14 protein-coding genes and 1 riboswitch are annotated in these 18,597 nt (G+C 35.5%); of the genes, 11 read left to right on the top strand and 3 right to left on the bottom strand.

Annotated elements, in window-relative coordinates:
* Positions 1 to 119: 119 nt before the first annotated feature.
* Positions 120 to 221, bottom strand: a riboswitch (purine riboswitch).
* A gap of 121 nt (positions 222 to 342) precedes the next feature.
* The 7 genes from rlmD (at position 343) to WAX78_RS20595 (ending at position 9,685) form a co-directional block, all read left to right on the top strand.
* Positions 343 to 1,719, top strand: a complete 1,377-nt coding sequence (gene rlmD / locus WAX78_RS20625) for a 23S rRNA (uracil(1939)-C(5))-methyltransferase RlmD (RefSeq protein ID WP_336483888.1) — start codon at positions 343 to 345, stop codon at positions 1,717 to 1,719.
* A 414-nt stretch (positions 1,720 to 2,133) separates the two neighbouring features.
* Positions 2,134 to 3,123: a tRNA dihydrouridine synthase gene (locus WAX78_RS20620; RefSeq protein WP_336483940.1), complete on the top strand. Its 990-nt coding sequence runs from the start codon at positions 2,134 to 2,136 to the stop codon at positions 3,121 to 3,123.
* A 364-nt stretch (positions 3,124 to 3,487) separates the two neighbouring features.
* Positions 3,488 to 4,018, top strand: a complete 531-nt coding sequence (locus WAX78_RS20615) for a YehS family protein (protein WP_336483886.1) — start codon at positions 3,488 to 3,490, stop codon at positions 4,016 to 4,018.
* Positions 4,019 to 4,144: 126 nt separating this feature from the next.
* Positions 4,145 to 4,852, top strand: coding sequence for a M48 family metallopeptidase (locus WAX78_RS20610; protein WP_336483884.1), 708 nt, complete (start codon positions 4,145 to 4,147; stop codon positions 4,850 to 4,852).
* Positions 4,853 to 5,243: 391 nt separating this feature from the next.
* The gene (locus WAX78_RS20605) at positions 5,244 to 5,771 is read left to right on the top strand and encodes a helix-turn-helix transcriptional regulator (protein ID WP_336483883.1); all 528 of its coding nucleotides are present in this window, start codon (positions 5,244 to 5,246) and stop codon (positions 5,769 to 5,771) included.
* 17 nt (positions 5,772 to 5,788) lie between these two features.
* Positions 5,789 to 7,792, top strand: a complete 2,004-nt coding sequence (locus WAX78_RS20600) for a hypothetical protein (protein ID WP_336483882.1) — start codon at positions 5,789 to 5,791, stop codon at positions 7,790 to 7,792.
* 348 nt (positions 7,793 to 8,140) lie between these two features.
* Positions 8,141 to 9,685, top strand: coding sequence for a DHA2 family efflux MFS transporter permease subunit (locus tag WAX78_RS20595; protein WP_336483881.1), 1,545 nt, complete (start codon positions 8,141 to 8,143; stop codon positions 9,683 to 9,685).
* Positions 9,686 to 9,834: 149 nt separating this feature from the next.
* Here the strand turns inward: WAX78_RS20595 and WAX78_RS20590 are convergent, their stop codons facing one another.
* Positions 9,835 to 10,869 (bottom strand): AI-2E family transporter, encoded by a 1,035-nt coding sequence (locus tag WAX78_RS20590; RefSeq protein WP_336483880.1) that lies wholly within the window; start codon positions 10,867 to 10,869, stop codon positions 9,835 to 9,837.
* A 530-nt stretch (positions 10,870 to 11,399) separates the two neighbouring features.
* Between WAX78_RS20590 and WAX78_RS20585 the strand changes: the two genes are divergently transcribed.
* The gene (locus WAX78_RS20585) at positions 11,400 to 12,269 is read left to right on the top strand and encodes an HD domain-containing protein (protein WP_336483879.1); all 870 of its coding nucleotides are present in this window, start codon (positions 11,400 to 11,402) and stop codon (positions 12,267 to 12,269) included.
* Positions 12,270 to 12,436: 167 nt separating this feature from the next.
* Here WAX78_RS20585 and WAX78_RS20580 read toward each other — a convergent pair whose 3' ends face one another.
* Positions 12,437 to 13,132, bottom strand: coding sequence for an N-acetyltransferase (locus WAX78_RS20580; protein ID WP_336483877.1), 696 nt, complete (start codon positions 13,130 to 13,132; stop codon positions 12,437 to 12,439).
* Positions 13,133 to 13,145: 13 nt separating this feature from the next.
* Positions 13,146 to 14,255 (bottom strand): mandelate racemase/muconate lactonizing enzyme family protein, encoded by a 1,110-nt coding sequence (locus WAX78_RS20575; protein WP_336483876.1) that lies wholly within the window; start codon positions 14,253 to 14,255, stop codon positions 13,146 to 13,148.
* A 91-nt stretch (positions 14,256 to 14,346) separates the two neighbouring features.
* On the opposite strand from WAX78_RS20575, the gene WAX78_RS20570 reads away from it, so the two are divergent.
* The 3 genes from WAX78_RS20570 (at position 14,347) to WAX78_RS20560 (ending at position 18,456) form a co-directional block, all read left to right on the top strand.
* A complete protein-coding gene (locus tag WAX78_RS20570; protein ID WP_336483875.1) occupies positions 14,347 to 15,633 on the top strand; it encodes a transcriptional regulator in 1,287 nt (428 codons plus the stop codon).
* A 271-nt stretch (positions 15,634 to 15,904) separates the two neighbouring features.
* On the top strand, positions 15,905 to 17,011 hold the full coding sequence (locus WAX78_RS20565) for a M20 peptidase aminoacylase family protein (RefSeq protein WP_336483874.1): 1,107 nt from the start codon (positions 15,905 to 15,907) through the stop codon (positions 17,009 to 17,011).
* Between the two features lie 182 nt (positions 17,012 to 17,193).
* Positions 17,194 to 18,456, top strand: a complete 1,263-nt coding sequence (locus tag WAX78_RS20560) for a DUF4145 domain-containing protein (protein ID WP_336483873.1) — start codon at positions 17,194 to 17,196, stop codon at positions 18,454 to 18,456.
* Positions 18,457 to 18,597: the final 141 nt, after the last annotated feature.

Raw genomic sequence — 18,597 nt, 5'->3', positions numbered from 1 at the left:
AGTCATACGTATGATGTCTGACCTTTGAAAATAAAAATAAAAAAAAGACCCATACAGATCGACTTCCTTCTATGCGAGAAAGCTAATCAATATGAGTCTTTATATACATAAAAAAGCTAATATTCATTAGTTTTCCCCATAGTCCAGCAATTTCCGGTTGCCGGGTAGAGACTCTCGATCCATATCATCAAGTATATATGAGGTAACACCATCCGTATGCAATTAGTAGTAGCGTAACATCAATAAAGAATTGTCGTCAATAGATTTTTTCTTCCAATGGCTAAAGAGCGAGGGAATATGGTAAAATGTAACGCAGTGTTATGAAAAAAGAGAGGTCGGAAAATGAGTAATAAAATGACGCCACCAGTTGAAAAAAACGAGTTTATAGATGTAGTGTTTGAAGATTTAACGCATGATGGTGCCGGAGTTGCGAAAGTAGATGGCTATCCTATTTTCGTGAAAAACGGATTACCAGGTGAAGAAGCACAAATTAAAATCATTAAAGTGAAAAAGAACTTTGCTTTCGGTCGTTTAATGAAGCTTCATAAAGAGAGCGCATATCGCAAAGAGGCAGAATGTCCAGTATATAACCAGTGCGGCGGTTGTCAGCTTCAGCACTTAACATATGAAGGGCAACTGCAAGCAAAAGAAAAACAAGTGCGTGACGTTATGCAGCGCATCGGTGGACTGCATGATGTGCCTGTTCACCCTGTCCTTGGCATGGAAAATCCATGGGTATATCGAAACAAAGCACAAGTGCCAATTGGAGAACGTGAAGGCGGACTTGTCGCTGGTTTCTACCGCCAAGGAACGCATGACATCATTAATATGGAAACATGCTTAATTCAAGCAGAAGAAAACGATACATTAATTCAAGAAGTAAAACGCATTTGTGAGAAGCACGGCATTACGGCATACAATGAAGAACGTCATAAAGGAACACTTCGTCACGTAATGGCTCGCTACGGACAAGTAACAGGCGAAATCATGCTTGTCTTTATTACACGTACCGCAGAGCTTCCAAACAAAAATGCAATCATCGAAGAAATTACAGCGAAGTTTCCAAGTGTAAAATCTATCGTTCAAAACGTAAACAACAAACGTACGAACGTCATTTTCGGTGACACAACGACAGTCTTGTACGGATCAGAATATATTTATGATTTCATCGGCGATATTAAATTTGCCATTTCAGCTCGTTCATTCTATCAAGTAAATCCAACGCAAACGAAAGTACTGTACGACAAAGCGCTTGAGTACGCAAAATTAGATGGAAACGAAACCGTTATCGACGCATATTGCGGTATCGGAACAATTTCCTTATTCCTAGCGCAAAAAGCGAAAAAAGTATACGGCGTTGAAATCGTACCAGAAGCAATCGAAGACGCAAACCGAAACGCAGCATTAAACAACATGACAAACGTTGAATTTGGCGTAGGAGAAGCAGAAGTAGTCATTCCAAACTGGTACAAACAAGGCATCATCGCTGACACAATCGTAGTCGATCCACCACGTAAAGGCTGTGATGAAGCACTACTAAATACAATCATCGATATGAAGCCAAAGCGTGTGGTGTATGTATCATGTAATCCGGCTACACTTGCTCGTGATTTGAAGGTTCTTGAAGAGGGTGGGTATAAGACGCAGGAAGTTCAACCTGTGGATATGTTCCCGCATACTACGCACGTGGAGTGTGTGGCATGGCTTAAGTTGGTATAATAGAAAAGCAGTTGATATAGAAAAAATCTATACCATCTGCTTTTTTGTTTCTAAAAATACCATTCAGGACCGATTTTAGGTAAAATAAACATTGCCGATTTTCACAATAGTTTTTCACAAATTATAAATGTCCAAATGTACTTGTGTTTGATAATAAGTTATTAGGCATGATATAAGTGTAAAAGAAGTGGAACATTGGGCTTTATCCCGCTATTCGCGGGCAGTAATACTCCCACCTCAAAATTCAGCGAAAGCAAAGAAGTTAGGTGGGAGTATTACTGCCCGTAAAAGTCCGATTGGTTCAACTAATAATCAGTGGGGGATGAAGAAAACCCCAACTGATTAAAGTTTCACTTTATATTTTTTGACCGAGAGTTTGAAATTGTATCCATAGTGAGAGGATTTGAGTTTGAAATGATAGATAATTTTTGGCGTGATTTACCACGACCATTTTTTGTACTTGCACCAATGGAAGATGTGACAGATGTTGTTTTTCGTCACGTAGTAAGTGAAGCCGGTCGACCGGATGTATTTTTCACAGAGTTTACAAACTCGGATAGCTATTGTCATCCAGAGGGCATGAAAAGTGTGCGTGGCCGTTTGATTTTTACAGAAGATGAACAGCCAATGGTGGCACATATTTGGGGGGATAATCCCGAATATTTCCGTCAAATGAGTATTGGCATGGCAGAGCTAGGATTTAAAGGCATCGATATTAATATGGGCTGCCCTGTACCGAATGTGGCATCGAGAGGGAAAGGTAGTGGCCTTATTCTGCGTCCAGACGTTGCGGCAGAACTTATTCAAGCAGCAAAAGCGGGCGGACTGCCTGTCAGCGTGAAAACACGACTTGGCTTTAAGGAGTTAAATGAGTGGGAGGAGTGGTTAACGCATATTTTAAAACAGGATATTGCGAACCTTTCTATTCATTTACGTACAAGAGAAGAAATGAGCCAAGTAGATGCGCATTGGGAGCTAATTCCGGAAATCAAAAAATTACGTGACCGTATTGCACCAAATACGCTACTAACAATCAATGGAGACATTCCTGACCGTCAAACTGGGCTGCAGCTTGCTGAAAAATATGGTATTGATGGCGTTATGATCGGGCGAGGTATTTTTAAAAATCCTTTTGCTTTTGAAAAAGAGCCGAGAGAGCATAGCAGTAAAGAACACCTTGATCTTTTAAGACTGCAGCTTGACCTTCAAGATCAATATGCGGAAGTACTACCACGTTCAATCACAGGGCTTCATCGCTTTTTCAAAATTTATGTCAAAGGATTCCATGGAGCTGCTGAATTAAGAAATCAATTGATGAGCACGAAATCAACAGATGAAGTGCGTGCATTGCTTGATAAGTTTGAAGAGAGTGTTGATAAGGCTGGGGATAGTGAAACGGTATAACTCTTAAAGAGTTAGATGGGAAATGAATTGCATCAATGTATGTGTAGTGTGTGATTTGGTTGAGTTTAAAATAAGCGTAGAGCTGAAAAAGAACAGTGTATTTGAGAAATCAAAGCACTGTTTTTTCTTTTAGTTAATGTTATGAGGGGAATCTTTTCATAAGCATATAACAAACACGTAAGAGATCTATAGATACAATGATAGAGAAAAGTTCGGGTAAGACTATAAAACCTACCTTTAAAATGTTAAAGTATTAATTTAGCGGATATTAACTAAAAGGTTATATTAAACATGATAGTTTAAAGCATGTTAGAGGATAGACTTTAACTTCTGTATAAATAATCAACATTTAGGAGGACTAACAATGGCAATGAGCAATAATGATATATTAAAAAGAGTAAGATATGCTATGGATATAAAAGATACAGATATGGTAGAGATATTTAAACTTGGTGGCATTGAAGTAACGAAAGAAGAAGTAGTTGATATGCTTACAAAAGTAAAGAAAAGTCCCCAGCATGAAGCTGAAAATGCTGATGTAGTCGAAGATGATTACGTATTAACATGCGATATGATGATGTTAGAGTCATTTTTAAATGGATTTATTACTTTAAAAAGAGGAAAGCAAGATCCGCAACCAGGGCAACCAGCTGGACAAGCGATGCCTTTACAGAGTAATGAGAGTGCCAATAACCTTCTTCTAAAGAAAATGAAAATAGCACTTTCATTAACAAGTGAAGATGTGCTTGATATATTAGACAGCGTAGGAGTTAAGGTGACAAAAGGAGAGTTAGGCGCTCTATTAAGAAAGAAAGGTCATAAGAATTACAAAGAGTGCGGCGATAGATACGCAAGGAATTTCGTAAAGGGATTAGCTGTAAAGTATAGAGGCTAAGGAAAGGAATAAGCGTTGTAACATTTATGTTGAAACAGTAAATGATATAATAGATAGAGTAGGACGTTTGTAGCCTACTCTTTTTTATTTGTAAAAATAACTTGAACGAATACTTTAGGTGATGAAATGATACATACATATTTAGGTGAGACAATTAATTTTCATATAAATTATAAGAAGAAAAAATCAGTACGTATTTATGTAGATTCTTACGGAAATGTTGAGGTGCAAGCTCCGAAAGGGACGCCTGTTGAATATATAATCCAATTGTTAGAAGAGAAATGGGATTGGATTCAGAAAACACGTAAGGAAATGCAGGAGAGAGCGCGTGGACCACAGGAAAAGGCTTATGATCAAGGAGAGGGCTTTCTGTATCTAGGGAATACGTATCCGATACAGATTTCCCAAGATACAAGCATTGAGCAAGATAACGCAGTTTTTGAAGGAGATAAGCTATATATTTATGTGAAAGAGCTTAAGGATGAGAAAATACAACAAGCTTTAAAGCGATTTTACTATAAGCAGTGTAAGGCATTAGTAGAGAAAAGTATTAAAGCGCATCAAAGTAACTTCAAAACAAAACCGCGTTCTATTCGTATTACAGATAGTAGTCGTACGTGGGGAACTTGTGATTCAAATTTACAGTTAACGTTTAATTGGAAGTTAGCAATGGCACCACAACGGGTAATTGACTACGTAGTCGTTCACGAAATGTGTCATATGGTTCATTTAAATCATGATCGATCTTTTTGGCGTCTTGTCGGGAAGATAATGCCTGATTATAAGGAAATGGAAAACTGGTTAGCATTATCGAGTTGGAAGATGACGGTTTAGTAGTGATATTGTTGGAGCAATTATTATTGCACTATAGTTTTAGTTTATAATTGCTTTTTTTTTATAACTGAACTCACAAACATCCCGTTGTATTGCTGTATACACTCCGAGCATGTATGTGGAGTGTGTGGCTTGGTTGAGTTTTGCTTAAGTCAATAGGATTAATAAAAAAGTAAAGTGCTGATTAGTACCTTACTTTTTTATGGTAAGTGTCTTGGATAACAAGTAAGGGCTTAGAGGGAAAGTAAGGCTTGTATGAAGGATTAAGAAATATATGTCATTTAACTAAATGCTTTTGAATAAATCGCGGTAAATATCAGAATAAAACAAAAAGCACGAATAATCAAAAAACACACTTGTGTTTTTTTGTCTATTTTGTATAATTAAATACATGGAAACTTTTGACGGTTATAAAATTCGTATATTGCGTAGGAAGAATTCCTTGACGATTCAAGAGCTTGCTAAATTAGTTAATTTATCTCCTTCTGCTATCGGGATGTATGAAAGGGGAGTAAGGCGACCGGATTTATCTTTAGCTATGAAATTATCTGAAATATTTAATCTAAGCATTGATTATTTTTATAGTAATGATGAAGAGAGTCAACCAGATGTAATCCAACATATACAGAAATTAATCGAAAATGTAGATTTTAAAGAAATTAGTGAAAAAGAAAAAATAAAAAAGGAAGTTTTAAAGCGAGCAAATGGTTATTGTGAATTATGTAATAGTTTTGCTCCTTTTATTGGAAATGATGGAGTTCCATATTTAGAAATACATAAAGTGAACTCACAGGGAATAAAAATTACTTCAGAAGATGCTGTTTTTGTAGCACTTTGTCCAAATTGTTATAGAAGATTACAAATATTGGAGTTAAAGGGAGATATAATTTATCTTATCAATAAGGTTAAAGAAAATTAAGTTTTTGGAGGGAATCTATGAGTATTGAAACATTATTAACAGATATTGAAGCTATAGAAGATGAAATTAAAAGCGAAATGGAAAAAAATAGTGTTCAGGCTACTCTTTCTGTTAATACTTATAATAAGCTGTTAGAAAAAATTCAGTTATTAAAAAATAATAGTAATTTAGATTTTTCGTTGGTGTTTATTGGGGAGAAAGGTGTAGGAAAAACTACCAATATATGTAGGGTTTTAAATTTAGTACATATGGCAACTAAGAAACGGAAAACTAGGAATATTAAGGTTGTAGAGGAAATTTTACAAACTGGATCGGGAGCAACAACAATTTGTGACATAGAAATTGCTCCTAGTCAAATTGGGAGAACATTTATAAATATAGAAGAGGTCAATGAACAAGACCTTTTTGATTATTTAAGATCTTTTGCAGAGTACATTTTTATGAAAGCCCATAAAAACATAAATGAATTTGATGATAGTGTTCCATTACCTCCAGAAATTGAGAGGGCTTGTCGTAATATGACGAACTTGAGAGAAACTAGAGACAATGAAATTCGAATAGACCATGGGATAGAACTGGCTAGAAAATTTGCAGAAAATGAGCTTGGTTTGTTCATAGATGAGGTTATTACAAGAGCTAATTTGGAAAGGCGTTCTCAAAAGCATTTTGAATTTGGAAATGATTTATTTGAAAAAGATGAATTGTTATGGATTAAGGGTATTTTTAAGAATTTAAATCTTGGGAAAATAGACGTGGCACCACTTCCAAAAATTATAAAAATTCACTTGAGCAAGGAAGTTTTTAATTTTGATGATTTGCCCTTTATTAATAGGATAGTTGATACAAGAGGTTTAGATTCTTCAGCTAATAGTGATAGAAAAGATTTATTCAAAATTCTTAGAGAAGAACCTAATAATATTGTCATTTTAATTGATAAGTTTGCTGCTCCCTCTTTATCTATGATTGATCTTCTTAATACGTATGCATATGATGAAACTCTAAACTTAATAGACCGATTAATTTTCCTGGTAAATTTTCGGAATAATGAACCCAACCTGGTAGTTGGAGTAGATGGTTCAGTGGAGGATGAAGTTGAAGGTATTGAGATTAGAAGGAAACAAATAATTCGAAAGTTTACAGAGAATAGAATCCCTTTTAATGAAAATAACATTATGTTTTATAATCCTTTAAGATTCTTAGACAGTGAGAAGAAACTCGAAATAACAATGGACGATCTGGAGGATTATGGTGGGAAAGTTGAAGCAGAGAAATATAAGAATGAGATTATTCAGGATGAGAGAAGAGAGGTTATAAAGCGAATTAATGCAATAGTTTTAAATGTAATTAAGAAGTATGATAAAGAGGTTGAAGAGATTAAGGATAATTTACAAAAATTGAAATATAGTCATGAGAATGATGAGTATGCAAAAAATCAAGTTAATAAGGTTATTAGAGAAATTGAAGAATATTATCAAGATGATATTAAGGCTAAAGAAGAGGTATGGAATATCTATAATAATTATTTTATAGATAAATATCCAAGTACTATACGAGCAATAAATTTGAGGTATGGAGTTTATGACTATCATGATATATATCTAGAAGGAGCAATTAGAATAGAGGAATTAGTAAAATATCGACTAAAGGAAATCAAGGATAATGCATTATATAAATTAAACAATATAAAATCTTTTGCAAACATAAGTTCAAGGCAAGAAGTTGCAATTACAATGGTAATTGAAGATATAGGGAATTTGTATGTAGAAAAAATTAATTTAATAAATCAGAAAGCTTATGAAACATTTGAAAAAAATGTATTTTCATTCGAAAAAAATGAACAGTTCTGGAGGAAAACTAATCATAGGTGGGGACAAGGGAATGGGTATAGGCGTGATATAATTGAATACTATCAAGAGCGTATTGAAGAAAGTCAATTGCTTGAGGCAATTGAAGCGTTCTTAGTGGAATGTGTCAATTCATTTGTAAACGAATTAGTAGAAATTATTACAGAGCTCAACTAAGTTTTGAAGTAAATCTAAATAGTGGAACTTAACGAAAATATTTCTTGAATTGCATTTTATTCACATGGAATGCATAGCAACATTAATACTTCAATAAGAAGAAGCCCGCTTCCTTCCCGGAAGTGGGCTTCTCTTTATATGTACAGAAACATAGAATCAATATATTTCTTTAACAATAATTAATCCACATAAAGTAAATTTCAAAGCGTAATTATAGTAAGTACCTGCATGTCATTATAAACGAAGTCATTTTTTGTCAAAAAATCACTTCTGAATTTTATTGTTATTTAATGGAAAAATGTTATTCTATTTGAGTGGATACGATTGAAAAAACGGGGAGAGAGCGCGATGGAAAAGAATAAAAGGATGCCTTTTGTGATCGTAGCTATGGCGTTAGGACTTTTTATGTCATCTCTGGATAACACCATTGTTTCTGCGAGTATTAGTCAAGTCATTAAGGATATTGGTGGATTTGATAAAATGAGCTGGGTTTTTACGGCTTATATGCTTGCGGCAACGAGTACGATGCTTGTGTTTGGGAAAATGAGCGATTTATTTGGAAGAAAATTGTTTTATTTACTCGGGATCAGTTTATTTCTAATTGGCTCGGCATTATGTGGAACTGCTCAAAATATAGATCAGTTGATTGCGTATCGTGTTATTCAAGGGATAGGCTCAGGAGCTATTTTTCCGATTTCATTCACAATCATTTATTCAATTTCTACAGATCCTAAGCAAGCAGCGAAAATGTCCGGTGTGTTTGCCGGGATATTTGGTATATCCTCGGTTCTTGGACCACAAATCGGTACTTGGATTTCTGAAGCCTCTTGGTTAGGGTGGAGATGGTGCTTTTATGTAAATGTACCTTTTGGCATTTTATCGATTGTTACTTTATTGTTTTCTTTAAAAGAATCTAAATCAGAACATAAACCAAAAGTGGATTATTTTGGAACGGTTTTATTAATTACTTCAACTGTTTTACTTCTTCTCGGTTTAGAATGGGGCGGGAAGGATTATGCCTGGGACTCCGTTCAAATCATTGGAATGTTCAGTGCAGCGGCTATATCGATTGTGTTGTTCATATTAGTGGAAAGAAAGGCTAGTGAACCGATTTTACCTCTTTCCATTTTTAAAAATAAAATGGTGCTTGGCACAAGTATTGTTGTATTTTGTCAGGGAGCAATCATGTTCTCTGCGATTACGTATCTTCCCATTCTTTCAGTAGCTATTATTGGGAATGAAAATTCAAACGGTGTATTAACACCGATGATGTTTCCAATTATGATTGGTGCGATTTTAGGAGGTTTCCTTTGTACGAAAGTTCCTTTCCGTACTATCATGGTAATTTCGATGGCAGTTGGAATATTTGAAGCTTATATGCTTAGTAACATTACACATGATACTGCGAAATTGACAGTAACTCTTGTGATGATCACAATGGGATTAATTGTTCTTGGTCCGCTTATGAGTGTCGCACAAAATGCTGTCGCTCAATCCGTTGATATGAAATATATGGGGATTGCTTCATCAGTTGTCGGGTTCTGGAGAAGTATTGGTGGTGTGATGGGGGCTGCAATTACGGCAACCATTGTGAACAATGATTTAAAAGAAAAGATGATAGATTTTGCAGCATCCTCTAAAATGCCGGCTAATCAAATTGATAAATTAGCAAAACCAGAAATCTTGATGCAAAATCATACACAGCTTCCTCCTCAGCTAGTAGAATTCATGAGAGGGGCATTAGAAGCAGCATTGCATCATGGCTTTATATTGGCAATGGTAGCTGGGATCATTGGATTGCTTGTTTCCTTATTTGTAGGTGGAGATCGTTATAAGGTTGAGCAAAAAGACAATAAGGAAAAATCTGAAACAGAGGGATTTGTTAGAGCTTAATAAGTAATGAGAACACGTCATCTTATAGTAACTGAGGCGTGACTGATTCAGCCATTTTCCTTCCTAAACCGCACCAAATATTCCCCACGAATAGCGGGATAAAAAGCAATCCAATATACTTGGATTGCTTTTTACGTGCCTTCGAGGTATCATTCCACATCTACATACGATTTCTCCTCATTCTTCACGTTAAGTACATCAAGCAAGAAGATAAAAATCGGAATCCCAATTATTAACCCCCACACACCAAAAAAATGCTCTGAAAATATAAGGATCATAGACGTATAGAAAATTGGTAAATTCGTTTTTGCAGACATAAATTTTGGATTTAAAAAATAGCTTTCAAACGCATGAATGACTGTAATGAGAATTAAAATATATACTACATATGTAATCCCGCCAATATTATAGGCAATCATACAAAGTGGAAATAGCGAAATGATTACACCTGCAACTGGGATGAGCCCAAGTAAAAAAATCATTACTGCTAATACAAGGAGCTGCGGAAATCCTAAAAGCCAAAGTGCAATAACTGAAAGGATACAATTTATCACAGCGATTAAAAACTGTGCCTCAATAACTTTTCCAAATGAACGTACAAATTTCTGTCCAAAATATGCAATCTCATTGTAAAAAAAGCTAAGCTTACTATCTTTAAATTTAGAAGTGAAAGCTATAATACGCTCTTTTTCTAACAAGAAGAACAAACTTAAAATAAAGGAAAGAAACATTTGCGAACTTACTTTCCCAATATTAGCTAAAGACTGATAAATAACATCGACACTTTGTTCAATATACTTTGATACTTCCATCTCTTTAAGGGTAGAAATCAAATATTTTATAATTTCATTATCAGGTGGCCGCTTAAAGAACACTTGAAATTGATGAATTAACTGTGAAATTTGAACGGTAATGACCGGTAAATATTTATATAACGTGGTAACAATCAACATAACTAAAACGATGTATAAAAAAGCGATAATCACTTTCCTATTTATCCGTACAAAACGATTAAGCTTTTCAGAAATAAACCTTTGAAAGTGATCCATTAAAAATGTAAGGATAAAGGTAATCAATATTAAATTAATCATACCTTTTAACCCATATAATATAAGGGCTAAAATTATTAACACAAGCAACCTTTGAAATCCTTTACTTTGAAAGAAATTTTTCATTTGCATCATTAGGACTCGATCTCCCCTTCAGTGGATAGAAATTCAATATATTCATGAAAACGTTGATTATTTATCTATTACTTTCTACCTGCTTTCTGTGTTTTTATTTGTATACAAAAAACACATGTAATTATAATATGCATATGTAGATTAAAAAGAGAAGAATCAATTTTCAGCAGTTATATAATTAATCTACAAAAAAGGAGAAGTGTAGATAAAAAATAGTGAGGGGTAGCTGGATTTACGTGTTAGACGTACATGTTTTATATTATATTAAATAACATTGTATAAATTCATCAGATTCCGGTGATTCATTATCCGAATCTAAGCTTTTAAGGATACAGTCTTTTGAATTGAAAATTTTCATGAATGTATCTTTTGAATCAGCTTGTTTAATTTAAAGAAACGCTAACTGTAAAAGAAGAATCTCGTAAAATTGAATGGTTTTAGTAGTTGGAGGAGTAAACACCGCTCGGAAGATTTTATTCTGAGCGGTGTTTATGTTATGAATATGAATGAATGGAAAGGAGATGAGTGGCATGAGCCGATTAATTGAGAAAGCGATGCAGTTTGCTGCTATTAAGCATGAAGGTCAAATGCGCAAGGGTACTAATATTCCGTACATTATACATCCATTTGGAGTAGCACTCATTTTACAGAAAGCAAAGCAGCGTGATGAAGTGATTGCCGCAGGATTATTGCATGATACTTTAGAAGATACGAGTACAACCGAGGCTGAGTTGTGCGAGCATTTTGGCGAAGAAGTGTTGAGATTGGTTCAGGCGGCTTCAGAACCAGATAAATCGTTGTCATGGGAAGAACGAAAAAAACATACTATTCTATCTCTTCCACACCGTTCGAATGAAGAAATTACTTTAATCATCGCGGATAAATTACATAACTTACGGTCCATTCAAGAGGACGTAGAAAGAGACGGCGATCCCATATGGGCGCGTTTTAATCGTGGAAAGCGTGACCAATCATGGTATTACATGAGTATTTTGCATACTTTGAAAGAAAAAGAACGAGAAATTCCAATTATTCGGGTGTTCGGAAAAGAAACACAAAATTTATTTATTGGAAAAGAAGCACTTACCTTGAAGGACATCGATGTATTATTCAGTTGTGCGTATGGCATTTCTGAGTCACAAAAAGCGAATTTGCATGAAAGAGGTCTATTAAAATTTGCGAAGGAAGTTTCTACCGCTGGTGAGGCGACTTATCGTAGTGGAAATATTGAAATGATCACTCCGTTAGCAAATGATCTTCAAGAAAGAGGAGTTTCTTTTCAGTCCAATTCAGATGGCCCCATTATTATATTGGCCTATTTAACTGAACTAAAGCATCGAATGGGTTGGTCCGATGAATTATTTCATCAATATTACTTAAGGAACTGCTCGAAATTATAGAGAGGGCGAGTATACAATTAAAAGTGGAAGGAGAAAGTTATCAAGTTCTCTCTACCATTTTCTAAGAAGGATGTTTCATTGAAAAAAGGTGATACACTACAGATAATAGTATCTCACCTTTTTATTTCTTCGTAGTAAATAATATTAGAAAATGCGCTATTGTTATTTTACTTCCCAAATCGCACCCAATACTCTCCACCACGAAACTCCATCTCATACCCACGATAACCCTTTGCCAGTAGTCTTTGTTGCTCGGTAGTATCACTCATTGGAAGTTCCTTCACGTTCGTCCATTCTTTTTGTCTATTACCCTGCAATTCTTTCACAAACACATACCGCAACCGATCACTATATTTTTCTTTCAGCGCAGCAACTTCCATCCCTTGCGCGAATTTGTCTTTTAAACTAGGGATATTAAACGGTGCAACAGTGCAGCAGACATAATCGTATTTGTTATCTACTTGTTTTAATTGCGCCATAATCAATTTCGCTAACATTTTTTGAAGGCCGTTTCCCTGGTGAGTTGGATGAACATTTGATACTTCTTGATAGATGACCCGTTCTAATTCCTCACCTTGTAAGCCAATATCCAATCCTAAATGCTCTTCATCGATAGGTGGAATTAAGAGCGCACGGAACGCAATGAGTTGTTCGTTTGCGAAAGCACCGATCATTAAGCCATTTCCTGTTAATATATTTTGAAATTCTTCTAATGTAAGAGGCTGTAAGTTTTGTTTGTTTTCTAGCGCTTCAATTACATCATCTTGTACGGATAAAATTTGCTCGATGTGATGCAAAGATAATGGCGCGACTTTGAATGGTTGCTCGTTTTGTTTTAACGTTCCTTTATAAAGAATGTTCATCATTTGGCCTCCTTTAGCGAACAATATCTTGAAAAGCAGTTAACTCATTGAGTATATCTTCATTAACGTCAACGCCTAATCCAGGCTTTTCTGTTAGGCGAATAAATGGGACATCATAGGAGAGGTTCCCAATATCTTTTGTGAATTTTAATGGTCCAGTTAGTTCAACACTTGTAATGATTTTTTTAGAAAAAGCAACATGGAATCCTGCGGAAGAGGCAACAGAGGATTCAACCATTGAACCAATTTGACACTCAATACCAGCCATTTCTGCTTGATGGGCTAGTTTGACAGCTGGATAGATTCCGCCGCATTTCATTAATTTAATGTTCACTTTATCAGCTGCTTGCTTTTGAATAATTTGGCGCATTTCACGCGGGCCTTTTAATCCTTCGTCAATCATAAGAGAAAGGTCTGTTTTTGATCGAATGTGAGCCATTGCGTCAATGTCATCGGCTATAACAGGCTGTTCAATCCAATCAATGTCCAAATGCTTAAGTGAACGTAATGCGGTTAACGTCGTTGCACTGTTTTTCCAGCCTTGGTTCACATCAACGCGAATTGCGACATCATTTCCGACTCGTTCACGTACAGCTTCAATTCTCTCAACATCTTTTTTGACATCTGTCCCGACTTTCATTTTAAAGGATTGGTATCCTTTATTTATCATGGAAGCAGCTTCTTCCGCCATGCTTTCTGGGGAATCGATACTTAAAACATGGGTAATTGTGAATTTTTCATGATAGCGTCCGCCAATCAATTGATACACAGGCTGTCCGAGTTTTTTCCCCATTACATCAAAGCAAGCTATATCAATTGCAGCTTTGGCAGTAGGCACCCCGTAAATAGTTTGATTCATGATGTCATGTATTTTCTCGATATTCATTGGATTTTTACCTAGCAAGGCAGGAGCTAATGTGTGCTTTAACACATGAAAGGTGCTTTCCCATGTTTCACCTGTAACATGCTCGTCAGCTACTCCTTCTCCGTAACCAATAATGCCTTCATCAGTTTCGAGTTTTACAATAATAGAAGGCATATCGGGATAAGTGCCGTAGCTTACGATAAATGGACTCTGAAGCGGTAAACGAATTGCATAAAGATGAATTGCTGTGATTTTCATTGAAAAGACCCCTTTCTGTTTACAATGCTCTTGTGCATTTGATATAGTTGTCGTTAAATAGTCGTTAAATAGCTATAAGGAGTTTGAACAAATGATGATAAAGATTGCGGTTATTGGTACACAAGAGTCTATTCAGCGCCTTGTGTCTGTTGCCCACCAAGTCGAAGATATAGAGATTGAACCTTATGTTTATTCTCATCCGAAAGAATCTTCAGAAGTTATCCGGCATATAAAGCCGTGTGATGTTATCTTCTTCTCCGGTGTTATACCTTATTATATTTCAAAAGAAATGCGAGAACAATTACGAATTCCAAGTATTTATTTGCAGCAAAACGAAATGGCACTTGCGTCTTCTTTGCTTTTCATTTTACATCATAAAAACATTCAACCGGAGCGAATTTCAATTGATTTAGTGAATTCTTCTTTCGTTACAAATGTTTTCAATGATATCGGAATTACAGGGGTTCCTCACGTTATGGATTATCAAGATATGTTACCGAATATGTTTGAAATAAAAGAGATTGTGGATTTTCATTACTCTCGGTACCAGTTAGGATTGGTTGATTTAGCACTAACGAGTGTTCATGCTGTCTATGACAAACTTATCGAACTTGGTGTGCCTTCACAGCGAATGCTTGATCCGACAAAAGCTCTTATACAAGGATTAAAAGATGCAAAAGCAAAAGCACAGTTAGCAAAGAGTCACTCAGCGACTGTTGCAGCTTGTGTGGTAGCATTCCCGGCATCAAACCATATTTCAATGGAGCATCTTGATACATTTGCTCGTGAAATTCACGGTTCATTTCGCCAAGTAGATGAAGCTTCATACATTTTGTATACGACGCGTGGTGATATTGAGGCACTTATAAAAACAAGTTCTCTTCAAAACTTTTTGAGTAATTCAAAAGATCCTATAGCACTTGGATTTGGTTACGGTAGAACAGTAAAAGAAGCGGAACAAAACGCTAAGATTGCTCAAAGTTTCGCAACAAATAATCAAATGGAAAGCTGTTGTTATATATTAACGGATGAAAAGGAACTGTTCGGTCCTTTTCCAAAAGAAAAGAAAGTACAAAGCCTTAAAAATGATGACCAGGAATTACTAAAGATAGCGAAAGAAACGAAGCTTAGTCCGGCAAATTTATCGAAAATTATTCAATTTAGTCAGTCTCGTTCATCACTTCAATTTACAGCAGCTGACCTTTCTGAGTATTTACAAGTAACAAGACGTACGACAGAACGTATTTTAAAGAAATTAGTTGATCAAGGATATGCAAATATTTGCGGTGAGGAGATGCCTTATCAACAAGGACGTCCTCGCGCCCTTTATGAATTAAAGCTGCCTATTTATTCTTTTTATACTACGTCTCTGGTGTAGTTTCTTAGTGCCATTCTTTTTGTCTTGGAAAGTTTAGTGATACTAAAAGGATTTAATGCATAAAGAATGGAGAGGGTGGATACAGTGAAATTCAGTCCAGCATATGGTGAAAAGGGAAAGTTCATTCATCATACTGAGGGAAGAATTACTTGACATTTAAACGAATATTCAATATGTTTTTGAAAAACAAAAAGCTGTTTAGTGTGGAGTGAATGTCATTTCAAAACAGCCTTAAGAGAATTGTTTTGCGTATAGAAGGGAGAGCATCAAGTTGAAGAGAGAAGATTTGCAGAATCGTTTAAATAAAATTTTTCAATATTTACATGAGCATCCTGAAGTGAGTTGGCATGAACATAATACGACTACCTATATTACAAAATTTTTAGAGACAGAAGGAATTTCTTATAAAACATTTGATGATTGTCCTGGAGTAATTGCAGAAATGGGAAGTGGGAAACCAGTTGTCGCCATTCGAGCTGATATGGATGCATTATGGCAAGAGGTAGATGGGGAGTTCAAAGCAAATCATTCATGTGGTCATGATGGTCATATGACAATTGTGATGGGGCTTATTTTACAGTTAAAAAATGCAGAGTGGCAAACAGGGACAGTTCGCTTTATTTTTCAGCCCGCAGAAGAAAAAGGAGGCGGAGCTCTGAAGATGGTTGAGAAAGGTGTTGTGGATGATGTTGATTTCCTATTTGGTGTTCACTTACGACCAATAGAGGAATTACCATTGAAGCAAGCGGCACCATCCATTCGCCATGGAGCAGCTGATTTTTTAGAAGCTCATATATATGGAACTGACGCTCATGGTGCAAGGCCGCATCAAGGTGTAAACGCAATCGATGTGATTTCGATGATTAACATTGGATTAAAGAATATATGGCTGTCACCACAACATTCATACTCCGTTAAAATGACGAGATGCCAAGCGGGTGGTGAAAGTTTAAATATCATTCCAGGGAACGGGCATTTCGCTTTAGATGTAAGGGCAGAAAGCAATCCATTGTTGGAAGAGTTAAAGGAAAAGATAGAACAAGTTATTCAAGCAGCTGAATCGATGGGTGTAAAGATTTCTTATGAATGGGTTGATTTCGCACCTGGAGCACAAGTATCAGCTGAGGCGGAGCAGTTCCTTCGTAAGGGAATTCTCCAAACATATGGCGAAGAAGGCTGCACTGCACCGCTTCCTACAGCAGGAAGCGATGATTTTCATTATTATACGGTCAAAAAGCCGCACTTAAAAGCTGCCATGTTAGGATTAGGTGCGAATCTAAGGCCAGGGTTACATCATCCTCACATGACGTTTGATCACGCTTGTATAATAGATGGCGTGCAAATATTGAAGCAAACGGTATTGGAAGTTTTAAAATAAGGTTGTTTAGTCCTTAAATTTAGATATGAAAGCTACCCTGAAAAGGTCAAAAATGATTGCCTTTTTAGGGTAGCTTTTTATATGGTGTAGGCTCGAAATTTTTGTGTATGATAAAATTGGATTATATGTCATTGAGAAAATATTAGATTTAATAAATATATAGTTATTAAGGAGATATGACGATGCTTAATCATTCTTTATTTGAATTTGTTGAACAATTTTCAAGTGATTTAGCTGAACTTGCTTACCGTATTGAAAATCAGCTGTTTGATCAACCTCATGCGTCAATGATGCAGGCTCGTTTATATAGTGAAGAGCTGGTGAAGATTATTAGTAAGGAAGAAGAGCTTGAGAATATCTATCCACTTAAGCACGCAGAGAAAATACATAAATTATATCGTCAAAATGCGATTGAAGAAGATATTTATATGAAATTAGAATGGATTAGAAAGAAGGGCAATAAAGCGACGCATGATGTAAAAGAGGTAGAAATTCATGATGCATTGCAAGCTCACAAGTTTCTATTTGAGATTAGTGTCTGGTATATGCAAGTATATGTGAACTACAATTTTGAACCTCCTATTTACAAGTTACCTATTAAATCTGCTCCAGAAACGAATCCATTAGAAGCAAAGGATATAGATGATTTGATTAAGCCATATCTAAATCAAACGTTGCAAAAGATTGATGATATGTGGTCAGAAATTCAACAACAGATTGAAGCAATTAGGGAGGAGAAAGGGCGAGTGCAAACTGAGGAACTTCTTTCTAAAGCTGTTAACATACACCAATCAGAAGTAGCAGCAACGGCTATTAAAGAACCTTCAAAAGGCGCTTCAAATTTTCGCCTTCAATTTAAAAATGAAACACTTGTCGTAACAGGTGAGCTTTCAATAACGCCTATTATAGATCTACCTGTAAATGGATGTAGCCATCTGTTACGTGAACTTTCACGGATTGGTATAGATTCTCTTTTGAAAATAACAACGCCAATGGATACGTTACATATGAAATTGAATGGTGTTGGTCCGCATACGATTGAGAAATTTTGGAGGGAGCTTGTTCTCTTACAAGGCCGCGAAAGTGTAGCAATTAATGAAGAAGCAATTAAGATGAGTAATGTAATAGAAAAATTATATAAGGTTTTTCTAAAAAATCATTTTCACTTAATAAATAAAACTGCTAAGGCTGCAGAATTTGAAAATGTTAATAGTAAGGAAGTCGTATACTTACTACCTAATAAAGACATAACGATTGTTATGAACCCAAATACTGTTGAAAATCATTCAAGTTTTAAAAGTGAGAATGACTACCATAGCACTGCATTGAAGAAATTTCCGAAGAAAATAAAAAACGGAAAAACGCCAACAAATTATGGATATGCTTTCAAATTCAAAACAGAAGGTGATCTAGATTTATTTTTAAACCGTGTAGATCATATTTAATTTATGTGAAGGCGAAGAGTATTCACATAAATGGTCTCGGCATGCTCATTGAAATAATTTAAAAAAATCATTTCAATGAGCATGGATTTTTCTATGTATGTTCTTCGGTTTTACTAATACCATACATGTTTTGTCTGATAT

The organism is Bacillus yunxiaonensis (genome assembly GCF_037104695.1).
Lineage (GTDB): Bacteria > Bacillota > Bacilli > Bacillales > Bacillaceae_G > Bacillus_A > Bacillus_A yunxiaonensis.
The sequence above is the reverse complement of the archived record's forward strand: the minus strand, read 5'-3'. Positions and strand labels throughout refer to the sequence as shown.

Bases quoted from the DNA above. Each gene is read 5' to 3' on its own strand.
- rlmD (WP_336483888.1), top strand. From the start codon at position 343: ATGAGTAATAAAATGACGCCACCAGTTGAAAAAAACGAGTTTATAGAT.
- WAX78_RS20620 (WP_336483940.1), top strand. From the start codon at position 2,134: ATGATAGATAATTTTTGGCGTGATTTACCACGACCATTTTTTGTACTT.
- WAX78_RS20615 (WP_336483886.1), top strand. From the start codon at position 3,488: ATGGCAATGAGCAATAATGATATATTAAAAAGAGTAAGATATGCTATG.
- WAX78_RS20610 (WP_336483884.1), top strand. From the start codon at position 4,145: ATGATACATACATATTTAGGTGAGACAATTAATTTTCATATAAATTAT.
- WAX78_RS20605 (WP_336483883.1), top strand. From the start codon at position 5,244: ATGGAAACTTTTGACGGTTATAAAATTCGTATATTGCGTAGGAAGAAT.
- WAX78_RS20600 (WP_336483882.1), top strand. From the start codon at position 5,789: ATGAGTATTGAAACATTATTAACAGATATTGAAGCTATAGAAGATGAA.
- WAX78_RS20595 (WP_336483881.1), top strand. From the start codon at position 8,141: ATGGAAAAGAATAAAAGGATGCCTTTTGTGATCGTAGCTATGGCGTTA.
- WAX78_RS20590 (WP_336483880.1), bottom strand. From the start codon at position 10,869: ATGATGCAAATGAAAAATTTCTTTCAAAGTAAAGGATTTCAAAGGTTG.
- WAX78_RS20585 (WP_336483879.1), top strand. From the start codon at position 11,400: ATGAGCCGATTAATTGAGAAAGCGATGCAGTTTGCTGCTATTAAGCAT.
- WAX78_RS20580 (WP_336483877.1), bottom strand. From the start codon at position 13,132: ATGAACATTCTTTATAAAGGAACGTTAAAACAAAACGAGCAACCATTC.
- WAX78_RS20575 (WP_336483876.1), bottom strand. From the start codon at position 14,255: ATGAAAATCACAGCAATTCATCTTTATGCAATTCGTTTACCGCTTCAG.
- WAX78_RS20570 (WP_336483875.1), top strand. From the start codon at position 14,347: ATGATGATAAAGATTGCGGTTATTGGTACACAAGAGTCTATTCAGCGC.
- WAX78_RS20560 (WP_336483873.1), top strand. From the start codon at position 17,194: ATGCTTAATCATTCTTTATTTGAATTTGTTGAACAATTTTCAAGTGAT.